The sequence below is a fragment of the Tomitella gaofuii genome (assembly GCF_014126825.1).
In the GTDB taxonomy this organism is placed as follows: Bacteria; Actinomycetota; Actinomycetes; order Mycobacteriales; family Mycobacteriaceae; genus Tomitella; species Tomitella gaofuii.
The window spans coordinates 2,783,801-2,801,985 of record NZ_CP059900.1 but is presented as its reverse complement, the minus strand read 5'-3'; the positions used below and the strand labels follow the sequence as shown (position 1 = coordinate 2,801,985).

Here is an 18,185-nt window from a genome sequence, read left to right as displayed (position 1 = left end):
GTTCGCGACCTGGAATGATGCCGATCGGACGTGCGTGGGCCCCCGATTTGGCATGGCGCACGTCGTCGCGTACCTTGGTTCAAGTCAGAGCGAAACGCCCGGCAGCGCCGGGAAGATCCTCTGGATTCGCTGACTATCCACTCCTTCGGAACCAGCAGCCGGTTTGCGCCGGTGGGGATGAGGGGGTACAGTGGAAGAGTTGCACAAATGAGGGCCGGAGACGGAAATCGGATGTGCTACAGTCGGTAAAGCAGGTGCGGCCGCAGTTCGCCGGGGAGTGTTCCGGGTGGTGGTGGTTGTGCGTGTTCTTTGAGAACTCAACAGTGTGTCGATGAATGCCAGTGCCAAAATTTTTTGGCATGTCATGCCTTGTCTTTGTGGCAGGGTGTGGCTGTTTGCGGGTCGTGTCTTCCATTCCCTGTCGGGAGGTGCGGCTCGATGTTTTTTGAAGCTAGGTTTGTTTTGCTAGTGGATTTCTCGATGTGATTTGACTGATTCGTCGTGGTGTCGGTGCTGCTGCTGTGTGTGGTGGTGTCGGCGGGCGGCGGGTTGTTGATCTTTCAACGGAGAGTTTGATCCTGGCTCAGGACGAACGCTGGCGGCGTGCTTAACACATGCAAGTCGAACGGAAAGGCCCCTTCGGGGGTACTCGAGTGGCGAACGGGTGAGTAACACGTGGGTGATCTGCCTTGCACTCTGGGATAAGCCTGGGAAACCGGGTCTAATACCGGATAGGACCACATGCCGCATGGGGTGTGGTGGAAAGCGTTATGTAGCGGTGTGAGATGGGCCCGCGGCCTATCAGCTTGTTGGTGGGGTAATGGCCTACCAAGGCGACGACGGGTAGCCGGCCTGAGAGGGCGACCGGCCACACTGGGACTGAGACACGGCCCAGACTCCTACGGGAGGCAGCAGTGGGGAATATTGCACAATGGGCGCAAGCCTGATGCAGCGACGCCGCGTGAGGGATGACGGCCTTCGGGTTGTAAACCTCTTTCAGTGCCGACGAAGCGGAAGTGACGGTAGGTACAGAAGAAGCACCGGCCAACTACGTGCCAGCAGCCGCGGTAATACGTAGGGTGCGAGCGTTGTCCGGAATTACTGGGCGTAAAGAGCTCGTAGGCGGTTTGTCGCGTCGTCCGTGAAAACTCGCAGCTTAACTGTGGGCGTGCGGGCGATACGGGCAGACTTGAGTACTGCAGGGGAGACTGGAATTCCTGGTGTAGCGGTGAAATGCGCAGATATCAGGAGGAACACCGGTGGCGAAGGCGGGTCTCTGGGCAGTAACTGACGCTGAGGAGCGAAAGCGTGGGGAGCGAACAGGATTAGATACCCTGGTAGTCCACGCCGTAAACGGTGGGTACTAGGTGTGGGGCCCTTCCACGGGTTCTGTGCCGTAGCTAACGCATTAAGTACCCCGCCTGGGGAGTACGGCCGCAAGGCTAAAACTCAAAGGAATTGACGGGGGCCCGCACAAGCGGCGGAGCATGTGGATTAATTCGATGCAACGCGAAGAACCTTACCTGGGTTTGACATACACCGGATCGCCGTGGAGACACGGTTTCCCTTGTGGCTGGTGTACAGGTGGTGCATGGCTGTCGTCAGCTCGTGTCGTGAGATGTTGGGTTAAGTCCCGCAACGAGCGCAACCCTTGTCCTGTGTTGCCAGCACGTAATGGTGGGGACTCGCAGGAGACTGCCGGGGTCAACTCGGAGGAAGGTGGGGACGACGTCAAGTCATCATGCCCCTTATGTCCAGGGCTTCACACATGCTACAATGGTCGGTACAGAGGGCTGCGAGACCGTGAGGTTCAGCGAATCCCTTAAAGCCGGCCTCAGTTCGGATTGGGGTCTGCAACTCGACCCCATGAAGTCGGAGTCGCTAGTAATCGCAGATCAGCAACGCTGCGGTGAATACGTTCCCGGGCCTTGTACACACCGCCCGTCACGTCATGAAAGTTGGTAACACCCGAAGCCGGTGGCCCAACCCCTTGTGGGAGGGAGCCGTCGAAGGTGGGATCGGCGATTGGGACGAAGTCGTAACAAGGTAGCCGTACCGGAAGGTGCGGCTGGATCACCTCCTTTCTAAGGAGCATTACAGTGCCTCAGTGACCGCCGTGTGTGTGGTCTGGGGTTGCTCATGGGTGGACACTGGCCGCGTTTTGATTGCAGGAGCCTCGTTCGGGCCCGCCGTGGGTGGTGGGTGTCGTGTGGGGTGGGGGCGCTAGTCGGCATGCTGTTGGGCTTTGAGGGAACACGCTGCGCGTTTGTGTGTGGTGGGTTGTCTTGATGTGATGCGCCGGCGGGCCCGTCGGTGGTGTCGTGTGGCTGGTTCCGGGTGTTGTGCGGGGTTGGTTGTGCGGTGTGGCGGGCTGGTGGGTGTGTGTGTTGTTTGAGAACTGGACAGTGGACGCGAGCATCTTTGATCTTTGTGTTGTAAGTGTGTAAGAGCACACGGTGGATGCCTTGGCACCAGGAGCCGATGAAGGACGTGGGAGGCTGCGTTAAGCCTCGGGGAGCTGTCAACCGAGCTGTGATCCGAGGATGTCCGAATGGGGAAACCCAGCAGCGGTGATGCGCTGTTACCCGCGCCTGAATGTATAGGGCGTGTGGAGGGAACGCGGGGAAGTGAAACATCTCAGTACCCGTAGGAAGAGAAAACAATATGTGATTCTGTGAGTAGTGGCGAGCGAAAGCGGATGAGGCTAAACCATGCGCATGTGATACCCGGCAGGGGTTGTGTGTGTGGGGTTGTGGGGCTGCGATGTGCCGGTGCTGCCGTGCCGGCGGGTAGTTGGAGAAAACACATGGTTAGCGGAAGTGGTCTGGGATGGCCTGCCGTAGTGGGTGAGAGTCCCGTACGTGAAAGCTGTGTGTCTGCCTTGTCGTGGTGCCCGAGTAGCAGCGGGCCCGTGGAATCTGCTGTGAATCTGCCGGGACCACCCGGTAAGCCTGAATACTCCCTGGTGACCGATAGCGGATAGTACCGTGAGGGAATGGTGAAAAGTACCCCGGGAGGGGAGTGAAAGAGTACCTGAAACCGTGTGCTTACAATCCGTCAAAGCCTGCGCGTAGTTTGGTCTGCGGTGGGTGATGGCGTGCCTTTTGAAGAATGAGCCTGCGAGTTAGTGGCATGTCGCGAGGTTAACCCGTGTGGGGTAGTCGTAGCGAAAGCGAGTCCGAAGAGGGCGCCAGAGTGGCATGTTCTAGACCCGAAGCGGAGTGATCTACCCATGGCCAGGGTGAAGCGACGGTAAGACGTCGTGGAGGCCCGAACCCACTTAGGTTGAAAACTGAGGGGATGAGTTGTGGGTAGGGGTGAAAGGCCAATCAAACTCCGTGATAGCTGGTTCTCCCCGAAATGCATTTAGGTGCAGCGTCGCGTGTTTCACCATGGAGGTAGAGCTACTGGTTGGCTGATGGGCCTTACCGGGTTACTGACGTCAGCCAAACTCCGAATGCTGTGGTGTGAGAGCGTGGCAGTGAGACTGCGGGGAAAAGCTTCGTAGTCGAGAGGGAAACAGCCCAGATCGCCGGCTAAGGCCCCTAAGCGTGTACTAAGTGGGAAAGGATGTGGGATTGCGAAGACAGCCAGGAGGTTGGCTCAGAAGCAGCCATCCTTGAAAGAGTGCGTAATAGCTCACTGGTCGAGTGGTCCTGCGCCGATAATGTAGCGGGGCTCAAGTACACCGCCGAAGCCGCGGCACTCACATGTTGGTTCGCATCTGCCTGCGGGTGGGTGTGCAGCCGTGTGGGTGGGTAGGGGAGCGTCGTGTAGCCGGGGAAGCGGCAGAGTGATCTAGTCGTGGAGGCTGCGCGAGTGAGAATGCAGGCATGAGTAGCGAAAGACGAGTGGGAAACTCGTCCGCCGAATGACCAAGGGTTCCTGGGCCAGGTTAATCCGCCCAGGGTGAGTCGGGACCTAAGGCGAGGCCGTCAGGCGTAGTCGATGGACAACGGGTTGATATTCCCGTACCCGTGATATCGCGCCCGTGGTGAATCAGTGAGACTAACCATCCTGAAGCCCGTGTCGTGCACTTTCGGGTGCAGGGCGTGTGGTGGATGCGTGGGACCTGATCTGGTAGTAGCCAAGCGATGGGGTGACGCAGGAAGGTAGCAGGGCCAGTCAGTGGTGATACTGGTGTAAGCCTGTAGGGCGAGGTGCAGGGAAATCCGTGCCTCATGGTGCCTGAGAGGTGATGCGACCCCGGTGTGGGGGATTCTGTGATCCTATGCTGTCGAGAAAAGCCTCTAGCGAGTGGTGTCATGGCCCGTACCCCAAACCGACACAGGTGGTCTGGTAGAGAATACCGAGGCGATCGAGAGAACTGTGGTTAAGGAACTCGGCAAATTGCCCCCGTAACTTCGGGAGAAGGGGGGCCATGTCTGGTGAACACCCGTGCGGTGGGAGCTGGGTGTGGTCGCAGAGACCAGAGAGAAGCGACTGTTTACTAAAAACACAGGTCCGTGCGAAGTCGTAAGACGATGTATACGGACTGACGCCTGCCCGGTGCTGGAAGGTTAAGAGGACCGGTTAGTGGCTTTCGGGCCGCGAAGCTGAGAATTTAAGCCCCAGTAAACGGCGGTGGTAACTATAACCATCCTAAGGTAGCGAAATTCCTTGTCGGGTAAGTTCCGACCTGCACGAATGGCGTAACGACTTCTCTGCTGTCTCAACCACAGGCTCGGCGAAATTGCATTACGAGTAAAGATGCTCGTTACGCGCGGCAGGACGAAAAGACCCCGGGACCTTTACTATAGCTTGGTATTGGTGTGTGATTCGGTTTGTGTAGGATAGGTGGGAGACTGTGATGCGCCGGCGCCAGCCGGTGTGGAGTCGTTGTTGAAATACCACTCTGATCGTATCGGACTTCTAACCTCGGACCATGATCTGGTTCAGGGACAGTGCCTGGTGGGTAGTTTAACTGGGGCGGTTGCCTCCTAAAGAGTAACGGAGGCGCCCAAAGGTTCCCTCAGCCTGGTTGGCAATCAGGTGTTGAGTGCAAGTGCACAAGGGGGCTTGACTGTGAGACTGACGGGTCGAGCAGGGACGAAAGTCGGGACTAGTGATCCGGCACTGGCTTGTGGAAGCGGTGTCGCTCAACGGATAAAAGGTACCCCGGGGATAACAGGCTGATCTTCCCCAAGAGTCCATATCGACGGGATGGTTTGGCACCTCGATGTCGGCTCGTCGCATCCTGGGGCTGGAGTAGGTCCCAAGGGTTGGGCTGTTCGCCCATTAAAGCGGCACGCGAGCTGGGTTTAGAACGTCGTGAGACAGTTCGGTCTCTATCCGCCGCGCGCGTGAGAAACTTGAGGAAGGCTGTCCCTAGTACGAGAGGACCGGGACGGACGAACCTCTGGTGTGCCAGTTGTTCCGCCAGGGGCATTGCTGGTTGGCTACGTTCGGGAGGGATAACCGCTGAAAGCATCTAAGCGGGAAGCCTGTTCCAAGATGAGGTTTCTTTCCCCCTGTGTGGGGTAAGGCCCCCTAGAGATGATGGGGTTGATAGGCCGGAGCTGGAAGCCCTGTGAGGGGTGGAGGTGACCGGTACTAATAGGCCGTAGGCTTACCCACAATTATGTTCTTGTGTTTCGCGTCCACTGTCCGGTGTCTGAGGCAACACCCGCACCGTGTGTGTTGGTGTGTGTCGCATGGTGTTGCGGTGGTTATAGCGTGAGGGTCACGCCCGGTCCCATTCCGAACCCGGTAGCTAAGCCTTACTGCGCCGATGGTACTGCACCCGTGGGGTGTGGGAGAGTAGGTCACTGCCGCACAATTTGTTGATAGAACGCCTCGGGCCCGGCCCCCTGACAAGGGGGACCGGGCCCGAGGCGTTTGTGTTGCGGCCGTGCCGGGCCTCCGAGGGATGCCGACGGTACCTTCATGTTCCGCTCGTTCCGCCCGGGAGGCGGAGCGCCCGGGCGTACGGGCCGGACGTGACGGGTCGGGGGAGTCGATGGTGACCGCGCGCCGCCCGCGGTGATGACGGACAATGCCTGATGTGATGACGGTCGTCGACTACACCCAGGCGCGCCTGCGGACGCTCGCAGTGAGCGACCCCGGGAAGCTCCGGCTCCGGAAGGCCGCGACCGTGGCGATCTCGGCCGCGCTGGCGATGGCCGTTCTGATCCTGGTCACCTCCTCCTATGACGAGCCCATCACGGTGGCCCTTCTCGGCACGGTGATCGCGGTCCAGGCGGCGGCCGCGGTCAAGGACTCGACCCAGCGGGCGCGCGTGACGACGACGCTGCTCATACCATTGCCGGCGGCGGCCGCGGTCACGTTGGCGACGGGGCTTCTCACCGTCGACCCGTTGGCCGAGATCGGTTTCATCGCGGTCCTCTTCTGCGCCGTGTGGGTGCGTCGGTGGGGGCCGCGCGGCGAGGCGCTCGGCATGGTGGCGTTCATCGCGTACTTCTTCAGCCTGTTCCTCCATTCGACCGTCGACGACATCGCCATGTTCTGCGTGGCGATCATCGTCGGCGCAGCGTGCACCCTCCTGATCCGCGTCGTGGTCCTTCCGGAACGGCCCCGTCTCGAGATCCGGCGACTCGCCCGCGCGCTGCGTGCGGCGTCGATCGAGGCGGTGGACGCGGCCAGCGACCGGGCCCACTGCGACCTCGGCCGGCTTCGGGGGCGTCTCGACGGTCTGGGCGAGACCGCGCTGATGATCGAGGACTGGATCGACCGGCACGAAGGCGCGGAACTCGTCAGCGTCACCGGCCGGTCCTTCTCTGTGATGGTGTTCGACGCGCAGATCGCCACGGAACAGCTCGCGAGCGCCCTGTGGAACCTGGATCCGCAGGTGCGCTGGCCGGCGGGACTCGAACGGGCGACCGTCGCCTTGGGGGTGGTGCTGCATGATCGGCCGACTGTCGAAGAACTGCGCGCGGCCGCGGATGTGGCGTCGGCGGCGGCGCGGGAGGCGGACGCATCGGATCCCGCGGGTATCGCCACGGTGGTGGCGCACCGCGCGGTGCAGGCGCATATCGCGATCCACCGCATCACAGTGCGCGCGGCGCTGCTGTTCGGCCCGCCGGCATGGCTGCCGGCACGCGGCGCACGGCGGGTGCACGGCGCGACGTCAACGGACGATCGCGGTCCGGGCGGCGGCGAAGCGGTGCCGGGGCGGGACCAGAGCGCCGGACAGTCCGCGCCCGCCCCTTCGGCGGACGCGCCGACCGAAGGGGCGGGCGGTTCCGCACGCACGCTCGCCGGCCGGGCGGCCGGGTGGCAGCCGAGTACGCGGGCCGCGATCCAGGTCGCCGTCGCGACGAGCGCCGCGACCCTGCTGGGCGAGCTTGTCTCACCCGACCGCTGGTACTGGGCCGTGCTGACGGCCTTCCTCGTGTTCAACGGCGCCTCCACGCGCGGCGAGATTCTCTCGCGGGCCGGGCACCGGATCGTGGGCACGGTCGCGGGAGTGGTGGCCGGCGTCGTCATCGCCGCGCTCGTCGGACACAACCCCCCGGTGCAGATGGTGCTGATCATCGTCTGCATCTTCTTCGCGTTCTATTTCGCCCCCGTCGCCTATGCGCTGCTCACGTTCTGCGTGACCGTGCTCCTCGCGATGCTCTACGGTCTGCTCGGGGTGTTCAGCATCGAGGTCTTGGGGCTGCGGATCGCCGAGACTGCGGTCGGCGCTGTCGTCGGGCTCGCGTCGGCATACTTCATCCTGGCGACCTCCACACAGGGCGAGTTGGAGGCGAAGACCGTCGATTATCTTGCGCAGTTGGACAAGGTGATCTCGGAAGCTGTCGCGTCGGTGGCCGTGCCCGGCACCGGCCACGGGATCGTGGAATCGACGCGGGTGCTGGACGGCGCCTTGCAGGACGTTCTCAAGGCTGCGGAACCGCTGCGACTGCGCCCGGCGGTGCGCAGCAGGCGGAGCGTGCGGCGGTTCACGCGCGCCCTCACCGTGATCAACCGTGCGGCCCACCAGCTTGCCAGGGCGGGGGTCATGGCCACACGTGCGGATGCCTCGACGGCGCCCGGTGCGGAGACGGTGCGGGAACTGCGCGCGGCCGCGGAATCCGTGCGCGAGCGGGTCGAGTTGGTGCGCCGGAGCGCCACCGGCCGGAAGATCAAGCGTCCGGAGCGCGATGCCGAGGTGCCGGTGCTGGCGGTGATGCTCTCGGCGACGCATGCCCCGGGGGCGTTGCGCCTGTCGCTGCGGTCGCTGAGCAAACTCAACCGGGCGCTGTTCGAGGCGCTTTCCTAGGCTTCCCGGCAGGGCCCGTCACCAGGTTGCGCGGTAGCCGCGCGGGGTGAGCCGGAAACCGGCGTCGGCGAGAGGTGCCGCATGGGCATTGCCGTGCACCGACTCCCCGTTCCACCGTGCGACGACGAGCGGACTTCGCACGCCCGCGCGCAGCGGCGGCGCGGCGGCGAGCGCGGTCAGGGCGGAGACGATCTGCCCGCGATCCTCCGAGAACGTGAGGATGCTGCGTCCGCCGCGTTCGACGAAGACGCGCGGTGCGCCGCCGACGAGCACGACCACGGCGCCTGCCGCGCGCGACGGGCGGTGCCCCTCGGCGTGCGGCCGCGGCCAGTCGACGGCCGCTCCGTAGGGGTTGGCGGGATCGGCCGCGGCCAGAACCAGTGGCGTGCCGACGGAATTGTCGTCGGCGGCCGCGCGCAGCAGGTCGATGGACTCCGGCGCCGCGAACTGGGCTCCGCCGAGGCCTTCGATGACGTAACCACGTCGGCACTGGCCTATCTCCTCGAATCTGCCGAGCACCCGGTACAGGCGGGCGAAGCCGCCGTCGACTTGCTCGGCCGCGGCGACGCTGGGCGTGACGACGCCGTAGCGGTCCAAGAGCCGGCGGGCGGTGTCGTGCAGGCGGACGGTGGCGTCGGCGGTGGCGGCGGGCACCAGGGACCAGCGCCCCGACGCCGTGGGAGGGCCGGCTGCGCGGGTAGGCGGGGGCGGGCGACACGGCCGCGCCGGCCACGGGGGGATGAAGGGCGGCGGGAGGCACCCGACTGCAGGGCCCGCAGCGGGGCGAGGGTGTCGCCGGTGACGTGCCCCTGCCACACCAGATCCCACAGGGCCGCGAGCACGTCCGCGTCGGTGGCCGCGGGGCGGTCGGCGGCGGCCCGCGCCGCGTCGGCGAGGGCTCGGAAGAAGAAGGCCCCGCCGCCGCCGAGCGTGGACTGGAGGGCGGCGCGCAGCCTGCCGTCGCCTCCGCCGTCACGGTCGGCGCCTGTCGGCGGGCGGATCGACGTGGCAGCGGAGTCGGTGGTGTGCAGCGCGATCCACCCGTCGCGGGCGCCCGCACGGCCGCACCCGGTCCAGAAGACCTCCCCGGCCGACGTGAGCTCGTCGAGCATCTCCGGGCGGTAGTCGGCGACGCGTCCCGGGAGGACGAGGGTCTCGAGGGCGGATGCGGGCAGCACGGCCCCGGCCAGCTGGTCGATCACTGCGAACAATCCGTCGACGCCGCGCAGTGCGGCCGTCCCGCCCACGTGCTGCCACGACGGCAGGAACCGGCCCAGCGTCGTCTTCGGCACGGGGGCGAGCCGTGCCCTGGCCCGCTCCAGCGAGCGGCGCCGGAGCGTGCGCAGCACGTCTGCGTCGCACCACTGGGGCTCATCCTCATCGGTAACGTCGTCTCCGGTGGCAGCGTGCTCCGGCGGCGGACGGAACCGGACGCGGACGATCCTGCCCGCGTGCGCGAGTCGTTCCAGCGTCTGCGCGGCGACGGCGACGCCCACGGGCAGCGCCGCCGCGGCCTCGGCGGCAGTGAACGGGCCGTGCGTCCGCGCGTAACGGCCGACGAGGTCGCCGAGCGGATCGGCGACCGCTTGCGCGAGCGACTCGGGCAGCCAGGACGGCACCGGCGCGGCCAGGCCGTCCCGCAGCCGCGGCGCGTCCTCGACGACGGCCCAGCGGGTGCCGCCGCGCCCGAAACGGAAGATGCGATGGGCGTCGGCGAGCTGCCCGAGCCACGGGGCGGGGTCCCCGGCGGCGCGCTCGGCGATGCCGGCGTCGGTGAGCGGGCCGACGATCCGGAGCAGGTCGGCCAACGACTCGGCGTCCCGGACACGACGGTGCGGAGGCCGCCATTGCAGCGCGTTCTCGGTGTCCCGCACCACGTCCGGGTCGAGCAGCGCGCTAAGCTCGACCTCGCCGAGCAGCTGTGCGAGCAGGCCGGGGTCGAGGCTCAGCGCGGCCGCCTTGCGCTCGGCCAGCGGCACATCGTCGTCGTAGATGAACGCCGCGACGTAGTCGAACAGCAGCGAGGACGCGAACGGGGACGGTGCCGCGGTCTCGGCCTCGTGCAGCCGGATCGCGCCGTCGTCGATGCGCCCGAGGACGCCGCGCAGCGCGGGGAGGTCGTAGACGTCCTGCATGCATTCACGCACGGTCTCGTGCAGGATGGGGAACTCCGGGTGCCGCCGCGCGACGCCCAGCAGCTGTGCGGATCGGTGGCGCTGTTGCCACAGAGGCGCCCGGCGGCCGGGGTCGCGGCGCGGGAGCAGCAGGCGCGGGCCGCGCACTCGCGGAAGCGCGAGGCGAAGAGCGCGGAGCCGCCGAGCGAATCCGCGACGATCCGGTCGATCTCCGCGGGGGAGACGGCGAAGATCCCGGCGCCCGGCGGGTCGCCGGTGGTGGCGGGCATACGGAGCACGATCCCGTCGTCGAAGGCCGCGGGGTGCGCGTCGACGCCGTGTTCGTCGCTGAGCCGCGCGCCCACCGCGAGCGCCCACGGGGCATGCACCCGGCGCCCGTAGGGGGAGTGCAGCACCACCCGCCAGTCGCCGAGCTCGTCGACGAACCGCTCGACCACCAGGGTGACGTCGTCGGGAACGGTGCCCACCGCGCCGCGCTGCTCGACGAGCAGTCCCAGCAGGTTCGCGGCCGCGCGTTCGTCGAGCCCGGCGGCGGCGAGCCGCGCGCGGGCGGCGTCGCCCGGCGCGCCCGTCGCGGCGGACGGGGCGACGGCGCGGGTGAAAGCGCCGATGGCGGCGCCGAACTCGGCCGGCCGGCCGGGCCCGTCGCCGTGCCAGAAGGGCAGGCGTCCGGCCCGTCCCGCCGCCGGCGTCACGAGCACTCTGTCGTGGGTGATCTCCGCGATGCGCCAGCTGCTGGTGCCGAGGGCGAAGACGTCGCCGACGCGGGACTCGTAGACCATCTCCTCGTCGAGTTCGCCTACGCGCGTCGCGCCCTCGCCCAGGGTGTGCACCGCGAACGCGCCGCGGTCCGGGATGGTCCCGCCCGAGGTCACCGCCAACCGGGCGGCGCCGGGCCGCGCGGTGAGCGTTCCGGAGTCGCGGTCCCACACCACCCGCGGGCGCAGTTCGGCGAATTCGTCGGACGGGTACCGGCCGGCCAGCATGTCCAGCGTCGCGTCGAACACCGACCGGGGCAGCGTGGTGAACGGCGCGCTGCGGCGCACGGCCGCGAACCATCCGGCGACGTCGAGCGTTCCGGCGGCCGCCGCGGCGGCGATGGTCTGCTGGGCCAGCACGTCGAGCGGGTTGGACACCACCGACAGCGATTCGATGGCCCCCGCGAGCATGCCGTCGGCGGTGACGGCGCAATGCAGAAGGTCCGCGCGGTGCTTGGGGACGAGCACGCCGCGGGAGACGTCGCCGACGTGGTGCCCGGCACGGCCGATCCTCTGCAGCCCGCCCGCGACCGACGGCGGCGACTCCACGTGGACGACCAGGTCGACCGCGCCCATGTCGATGCCGAGTTCGAGGCTGGACGTGGCTACGACGCAGCGCAGAGCGCCGGCCTTGAGGTCCGCCTCGATGGCGGCGCGGCGTTCCTTGCTCACCGAGCCGTGGTGGGCGCGGGCGAACTGCGCCCCGTGCCCGTCGGCGGCGAACGCGGCGTCGGAGGTGGAGCCGAGCAGCGCGGGCGGAGGCGCCTGCCGGTCCACCTCGACGCCGCGGCGCTCGGCGTCCAGTTCGTTGAGCCTGGCGGTGAGCCGTTCGGTCAGGCGCCGGGAGTTGCAGAACACGATGGTGCTGCGATGGTGGTCGACGAGGGCGGCGACGAGCTGCTCGATGTGCGGCCATATAGAGGTGCCTTCACCGGGCCCAGAGGTGCCTTCACCGGGCCCAGAGGTGCTCTCGCCGGCCCCGGTCGGGCTTGAGGCGGGGGCGGACAGATCCGTCATGTCGTCGACGGGCACCCGTACGGTGAGGTCCCAGCGTTTGTCCGCGGCCGGCGCGATGGTCGTCACGGGCGCGCCGCCGCCGAGGAACCGTGCGACCTCCTCGTGCGGCCGGGCGGTGGCCGACAGGCCGATGCGCCGGCACGGTCGGGGCGTGAGCAGGTCGAGACGCTCGAGCGACAGCGCAAGGTGCGCACCGCGCTTGGTGCCGGCCACCGAATGGATCTCGTCCACGATCACCGTCTCGACGCCGGTGAGGGTGCCGCGGGCCGAGGAGGTGAGCATCAGATACAGCGATTCCGGCGTGGTGATGAGGATGTCCGGGGGCGTGCGCACCAGGGCGCGCCGCCGTGACTGGGGCGTGTCCCCGGACCGCACGCCGACCGTGATGCCCGGCCGCGGCGTGCCGGCCCGGGCCGCCGCGTCGGCGATGCCGGCGAGGGGCCGCCGCAGGTTGCGTTCGATGTCCACGGCCAGCGCCTTGAGAGGTGAGACGTAGAGGATCTTGGTGCCCGCGCGGTCGGCCGCGTCGTCGTGGGCGCGGCCGGCGAGCCGGTCGATGGCCCACAGGAACGCGGCGAGCGTCTTGCCGGAGCCGGTCGGTGCCACGACGAGGGTGTGCGCCTCGGACGCGATCGCCGCCCACGCCTGCTCCTGGGCCGGCGTGGGCGTGCCGAACGTCTCTGCGAACCAGTCGCGGGTGGGTGCGGAGAAGAGATCGAGCGCGGACGTCACGGTTCGATAGTGCCGCATCCCGCGGTGGGGGACCGCGGATCCTGCCGACGCAGGCGGGGCCAGTCCGGCGGGGTCGGCTCAGTCCGGCAGCAGCAGGCGTGCGCGCAGCGCCTCGCGCAGGGCGTCGTCGATGCCGAGGGCCTCGGACAGGTACGCCTCCAGCGAACCGTGCACCGTGCGGGCCTCGTCGAGGGCGGCCTGCAGGTATTCCGGCCGCACACCGAGCAGCGCGCGCAGGTCGTCGGGGTTGCCGCCTGCCGCCTCGAACTTGGCGAAGGTGTCGGTGAGCGTGGGCAGATACAGCTCGTTGGTGCGCAGATAGTCGGTCTGCACCGACTGCTCGTCGGCGCCCACCGCGAACAGCACGATCGCAGTGCCCCAGCCTGTGCGGTCCTTGCCGCTGGTGCAGTGCACCAACGCCGGTCGCGGGTCGGCCGCGATGTCGCGCACCATCGCGCGGTAGGAGCGCACCGCACTGGGGATGGTGACCATCGCACGGTAATTCTCGGCCATCATCTCCGCGGCCCGTCCTCCGCCCAGCGCGGCCTCGACGGCCTGCGGCGAGGTCAGGAAGTCCTGCATCTTCGTCGGGACCGCGGCGGCGTACTTGTCCGCCAGCACGTCCAGCGGCACCACCGTCGCGGAGTCCGGGAGGTCGTCCGGCGCGCCCGTGCGTTCGGCGTCGGTGCGCAGGTCGAAGACCGGTCCGATGCCCAGGTGGGAGAGCGCATCGCGGTCGTCTTCGGACACGGCGCTCAGCTCGGCGGAGCGGAAGAATGCGCCCGGGCGGACGATGCGGCCGTCGACCGTCGCGATCCCGCCGAGGTCGCGCCAGTTCCGGATTCCTGTCGGTTGTTCGGTCACGGTGCGGATGCTACCGACGCCGGCCCGGTCGTGGTGCCGGTACGGGCCGCTGTGCGGGCGCACCGGTTAGGGTGAGCAGTTGCATCAGCGTGCGAGGGGAGCCCGTGAGCGACGAGCGATTCATTCCGTTCCTCCGGTCGGAAGTGACGGCCCTGTGCGCGGCGGACGCCGCGACCGGGGACCGAGACACGGCCATGGAGGTCCATCGGCTGCTCGCCGGCGTCTTGCATCAGCGGTATCGGCGTGTGCTGCGGGAGGTCGAGGCGGACTACTTCCTGCTGCATCCCCCGGAGTACGCGCGCAGGGACGCACCGCCCGCGGACGAGGCGCGCGCCCGGGCGCGCACCAGGCTGGAAAACCTGCTCGACGGGCTGGCCGACACCGCGGGGTACACCCGGATCACCCAGGAGGAGCTCGCGGCGTCGATGCGGTCGCACGCCCTGTTGCGCGTGCGGATGGAGATTCCCGAACGGACGCTGGTCGGCGCGGTGCTGTACCGGCGCGGCCGCGTGTCCGCGACGGCCCGGGTGCGCACGTGGTGGGGGCTGCGGACGAAGGACATCGAGTACGAACGCTTCTCGCGCGTGCTGGTGTATGTGCACACCGGCGAGGTCACGGCGCTGAAACTGTTCGAGGACGTCCCGAAGGACGACATCGAGATGCTCCTGCCGGGGGTCCGCCCGCGCATGCGGTGGACGGACAAGCTGCTCATCGTCATCCCCGCGCTGGTTTCCGGCATCGCGCTGGTGGCGACCAAGCTCATTTCGGCCGTCGGGCTGCTGGTGCTCCTGTTGGCGTTCTGGGTGGGGCTGCGCGACACCCCGGTGCAGGTGAACCAGGCGGCGCTGGTGACCGTGGGCGCGGGCCTCGTGGCCCTCGGCAGCTACGTGGCCAGGCAGTACCGCAAGTACACGCGCCGGCGGCTGCAGTTCATGAACACGCTGACGGACAACTTGTACTACCGCAATCTCGACAACGACGCCGGGGTGTTCTACCGGCTCCTGGGGGCGGCCGAGGATGCGGAGTACGCGCTGGCGATGCTCGCCTACCGTGAGCTGCGGGCGGCCGGAGAGCCGTTGACCGCGCACGCGCTCGCCGCCGCGGTCGAGGGCCGGCCCGAACTGCAGCGGGGGAGGGAGTTCCGGTTCGCTGCGGACGACGCCCTGGCGACGCTCGAGGACCTGGGCCTGACGGAGCCCGACGGGGCCGGCGGCCGCAGAGCCGTGGCGCCGGCCGTGGCGCGCGATCGGCTGCGCGAGCTCTGGTGCGCGGCCGCGGATTGACACGGGGCCGGGGGCGTTGCTGCACCGATACGACCCGGGCGGTGTGACCCGCGTTATACCGTGGGGTCAACGACCTCTGCAGGGGAGGGGCGCGGATGACTCTCATCGACGTGACGGTGGCGGATGCCGCGGGAATGGCGGTGGACGCGGTGGTGGTGCCCACCGGGCAGGACCTGCGCGTCGGCGCGGGCCCGTCCGGAGCCGTGCAGCGGCGGGCGGGGCCGGGCATGCGGGACGCATGCCGATTGCTGCGTGAGACGACCTTCCCTCGCGGTCTCGAGGTGGGCTACGCCGTGGCCACACGGGGAGGGGAGTTGCCTGCGCGGTGGGTGATCCTCACGGTGGGCCCCCGGTATTCGCGCCGCGAGGACCGCGCGGGCGTCCTCCGCGACACCTACCGGCGTTGCCTGCTGGTCGCGGAATCGGTGGGCGCACGCACCGTGGCGTGCCCGTTGCTCGCCTCGGGCCCGGGGGCCTGGCCGCGCGGCGACGCGGTCGACCAGGCCGTGCGCGCCCTCGGCGAGGCGCGGTGCGACGTCGAGGTGGTCACGCTGGTGACCGCGGACCCGGAGATCGCCCGCCTCGTGCGTGCCGCGCTCGGGTGATCCTGCGACCGCCGCGGACACCGCAGCGCGCGGCGGTCGCGGTCGGGGACTACGACGAGGCGGACGCAAGCGCCGTGCCGCGGTCGGCATCGTCCCAGGCTTCGGGGCCGAAAACCTCGCAGTGGATCGACTCCGCCGGCACGGAACGGGCGATCAGCGACTGCCGGATCGACCGCATGAACGGCATCGGCCCGCACATGTAGACGGTGGTGCCGTCCTCGATGCCGATCCCGGAGACGTTGGCCCGGCCGCTGGCGATGGTCGGCGCGGCGGAACGGGCGCCGAGATCCTCGTACCACCGGTGCAGCACTGCGGAGGGGATGCGGCCGACGAGTTCGGTGAGCTCGGCGCGGTGGGCGTGGTGGGACGGTGACCGGTCGGCGTGGAGCACGGACACCGGACGCGTGCTGCCGGTGTCGGCCAGGTGGTGGAGCATCCCGATCATCGGGGTGCAGCCGATCCCCGCGGAGACGAGCATGACGGGGGAGTCGCCGTCGTCCAGGACCAGGTCGCCGAAGGGGATCGACACGCGCAGCGTGTCGCCCTCGAAAACGTTGCGGTACAGGTGATGGGAGACCTGCCCTTCAGGGGCCGTCGTCCCATCGCCGAGCACGGCCGACGGGAGGGCTTTGACGCTGATCTCCCAGTTCGGGGCGCTCGGCGCGCCGACGAGGCTGTACTGGCGGATCTGCCGCGCGCCGTCGGGTAGCGGTACTTGCACCGAGATGTACTGGCCGGGGCGGTGCTGCGGAAGCGGTGCGCCGCCGGCGTCGGCCAGCTCGAAGGTGACCGTCTCTGCGGATTGCTGGACGCGGCGCACCACCGTCAACGCGCGCCAGACGTCCCCTGGAGCCACCCCCGCCTCGGCGTAGAGGCGGTTCTCCTCGGTGACGAGGCACTGGCCCATATCCCAGTACAGTTCGTCCCACGCCGCCGCGACCTCGCTGGTGAGCGCAGCGCCGAGGACCTCCGCGATCGCGTCGAACAGGTGCTTGTGGACGATGGCGTACTGGTCGGCCGTGATCCCCAGGGACGCGTGCTTGTGGGCGATCCGCGAGATGATGGACCGCGCCCGCTCCGGATCGGTGCCCGTCCGGATGGTGGCGAATGCGACGATCGCACCGGCGAGGGCCTTCTGCTGCTCGCCCTGGCTCTGATTGCCGCGGTTGAACAGGTCGCGTTCGAGTTCCGGGTGCGCGGCGAACATGGACCGGTAGAACAGCGGAGTGACCTCGCCGATCGCGCCGGCGACGGCGGGAAGCGACGCGCGGATGACCTGAAGATTCTGCGGTGAAATGCCCATGGCCCGAATCTATTTGGGGGAAGGGTATCCGTCCATAGAGTGTGACCAGGAATACTACGAGACGTAGTAGTGGATGCGGGCGGGGCCGGTGTGCCGGCTATGCTTCGAGCGTTCTGCGTGGGAGCTGATTCGGCCCGCGAGTGCAGAACGCTCTGATCGGCCTCACCGTCGGGCTGATAGCGGCCCCGAATGTCGGATGGATATGCCGCGGACGCCGTGGGGTCGTGCCTCTGTCCGCGGCGCCCGGTCCGGGTACGGCTTTTGCGAGCATCTTGTCGTGTAGCTGTGCCAGGGTTTGCGAGTCGAGTCCGAGCACGTCGTGGGCGAACGTGTCCCAGCCGCCGTAGGTGTTGTGCACCGCATCGAGGACGGGCTTGATCTGGCTGGGGCGTTGTTCCATCAGCGGCTTGACCAGCGAGATGTCCACGCCCTTGCCCTCGAGGTACTTGTAGGTCTTCTCGTTGTGCTCACGGTTGTATGTGTTCGATGCGACGAAGTCGTCGATGATCGCCTCGCCGGACACCCCGAGAATGCCGACCGGGCACCGGCCCCATGCTGGGCGTGTGTCTCTCAGGTGCCCCGGGCCGCAAGAACCGTGGGGCGGTATTCCACCAGTTGGATACTGTCATCGAAGGTTCGGTGATCGATCATCTCGAGGGCTACATCCGGGTAGCCGTCGTAGATCCGCTCCGCACCTGTGGCCCCGGTGATCACCGGGAACATGACGACCCGGAAACGGTCGACGAGACCGGCTTTCAGCAGGCTCCGGCACAGGCTCAGGCTGCCGATCGTACTCAGAGGTTCCGAGCCGTCCTCCTTCATGGCACGGACCGTCTCGACGGCATCGCCGCGGACGAGTGTGGAGTTGGCCCATGTCAGCGGATCCTCGAGTGAGGAGGAGAACACCACCTTGGACGCTCGCGTCAACCCGTCGACGGACGCTTCTTCCTCTGCCCTGAACTCGTCTACGCCTGCCGGCACGTCGCCGCCGGCGAAGCCTGACATCTGCCGGTAAGTGTTCGCCCCCATAAGGTAGGTGGCCTCGGCCTGTCCGCCGGCCCAACCGAGGTATTCCGGGCCTTCCATTCCCCACCATCCTGGCCAGGGGCCCGACGCGTAGCCGTCGAGCGTGGTGATGAAGTCTACGAGCAGTTCAGACATGGTCGTGCCCCTTCTACTGTGCCGCCAAGTGCCCGTCGGCAGTGTCATGGACACTGTCGGTGCAAGGTTGGACCGGCGGCGAGGCCCGAACTCATCGTCGGCG

Annotated in this window: 7 protein-coding genes, 3 rRNA genes and 1 pseudogene; 6 read left to right on the top strand and 5 right to left on the bottom strand. The window is 67.7% G+C overall.

Features of this window, described 5'->3' with window-relative positions; genetic code table 11:
- Positions 1–560: 560 nt before the first annotated feature.
- The 4 genes from H4F70_RS12965 (at position 561) to H4F70_RS12950 (ending at position 8,224) form a co-directional block, all read left to right on the top strand.
- Positions 561–2,084: ribosomal RNA gene (locus tag H4F70_RS12965) — 16S ribosomal RNA — on the top strand.
- Positions 2,085–2,433: 349 nt separating this feature from the next.
- Positions 2,434–5,577 (top strand): 23S ribosomal RNA (locus H4F70_RS12960).
- Positions 5,578–5,661: 84 nt separating this feature from the next.
- Positions 5,662–5,777 (top strand): 5S ribosomal RNA (gene rrf, locus H4F70_RS12955).
- The 16S, 23S and 5S rRNA genes sit together here, the layout of an rRNA operon.
- A 218-nt stretch (positions 5,778–5,995) precedes the next feature.
- Entirely contained in the window at positions 5,996–8,224 is a 2,229-nt protein-coding gene (locus H4F70_RS12950) for an FUSC family protein (RefSeq protein WP_235681099.1), read from the top strand.
- An 18-nt stretch (positions 8,225–8,242) separates the two neighbouring features.
- Here H4F70_RS12950 and H4F70_RS12945 read toward each other — a convergent pair.
- Together H4F70_RS12945 and H4F70_RS12940 are read right to left on the bottom strand one after the other, a co-directional pair.
- Positions 8,243–12,884: pseudogene (locus H4F70_RS12945) on the bottom strand (ATP-dependent helicase).
- A gap of 60 nt (positions 12,885–12,944) precedes the next feature.
- The gene (locus H4F70_RS12940; RefSeq protein ID WP_235681098.1) at positions 12,945–13,730 is read right to left on the bottom strand and encodes a tyrosine-protein phosphatase; all 786 of its coding nucleotides are present in this window, start codon (positions 13,728–13,730) and stop codon (positions 12,945–12,947) included.
- Between the two features lie 104 nt (positions 13,731–13,834).
- Between H4F70_RS12940 and H4F70_RS12935 the strand changes: the two genes are divergently transcribed.
- Positions 13,835–15,013 (top strand): TMEM143 family protein, encoded by a 1,179-nt coding sequence (locus H4F70_RS12935; protein ID WP_182357488.1) that lies wholly within the window; start codon positions 13,835–13,837, stop codon positions 15,011–15,013.
- 95 nt (positions 15,014–15,108) lie between these two features.
- Positions 15,109–15,618 (top strand): macro domain-containing protein, encoded by a 510-nt coding sequence (locus tag H4F70_RS12930; RefSeq protein ID WP_182348574.1) that lies wholly within the window; start codon positions 15,109–15,111, stop codon positions 15,616–15,618.
- Positions 15,619–15,667: 49 nt separating this feature from the next.
- On the opposite strand, the gene H4F70_RS12925 is transcribed toward H4F70_RS12930, so the two are convergent.
- The 3 genes from H4F70_RS12925 to H4F70_RS12915 form a co-directional block, all read right to left on the bottom strand.
- Entirely contained in the window at positions 15,668–16,921 is a 1,254-nt protein-coding gene (locus H4F70_RS12925; protein WP_182357487.1) for a globin domain-containing protein, read from the bottom strand.
- Positions 16,922–17,018: 97 nt separating this feature from the next.
- Positions 17,019–17,444: a tyrosine-protein phosphatase gene (locus tag H4F70_RS12920; protein WP_182357486.1), complete on the bottom strand. Its 426-nt coding sequence runs from the start codon at positions 17,442–17,444 to the stop codon at positions 17,019–17,021.
- 47 nt (positions 17,445–17,491) lie between these two features.
- A complete protein-coding gene (locus H4F70_RS12915; RefSeq protein WP_182357485.1) occupies positions 17,492–18,082 on the bottom strand; it encodes a dihydrofolate reductase family protein in 591 nt (196 codons plus the stop codon).
- Positions 18,083–18,185: the final 103 nt, after the last annotated feature.

Coding starts and splice junctions, on each gene's coding strand:
- H4F70_RS12925 (WP_182357487.1), bottom strand. CDS start 16,921: ATGGGCATTTCACCGCAGAATCTTCAGGTCATCCGCGCGTCGCTTCCC.
- H4F70_RS12915 (WP_182357485.1), bottom strand. CDS start 18,082: ATGTCTGAACTGCTCGTAGACTTCATCACCACGCTCGACGGCTACGCG.
- H4F70_RS12950 (WP_235681099.1), top strand. CDS start 5,996: ATGCCTGATGTGATGACGGTCGTCGACTACACCCAGGCGCGCCTGCGG.
- H4F70_RS12930 (WP_182348574.1), top strand. CDS start 15,109: ATGACTCTCATCGACGTGACGGTGGCGGATGCCGCGGGAATGGCGGTG.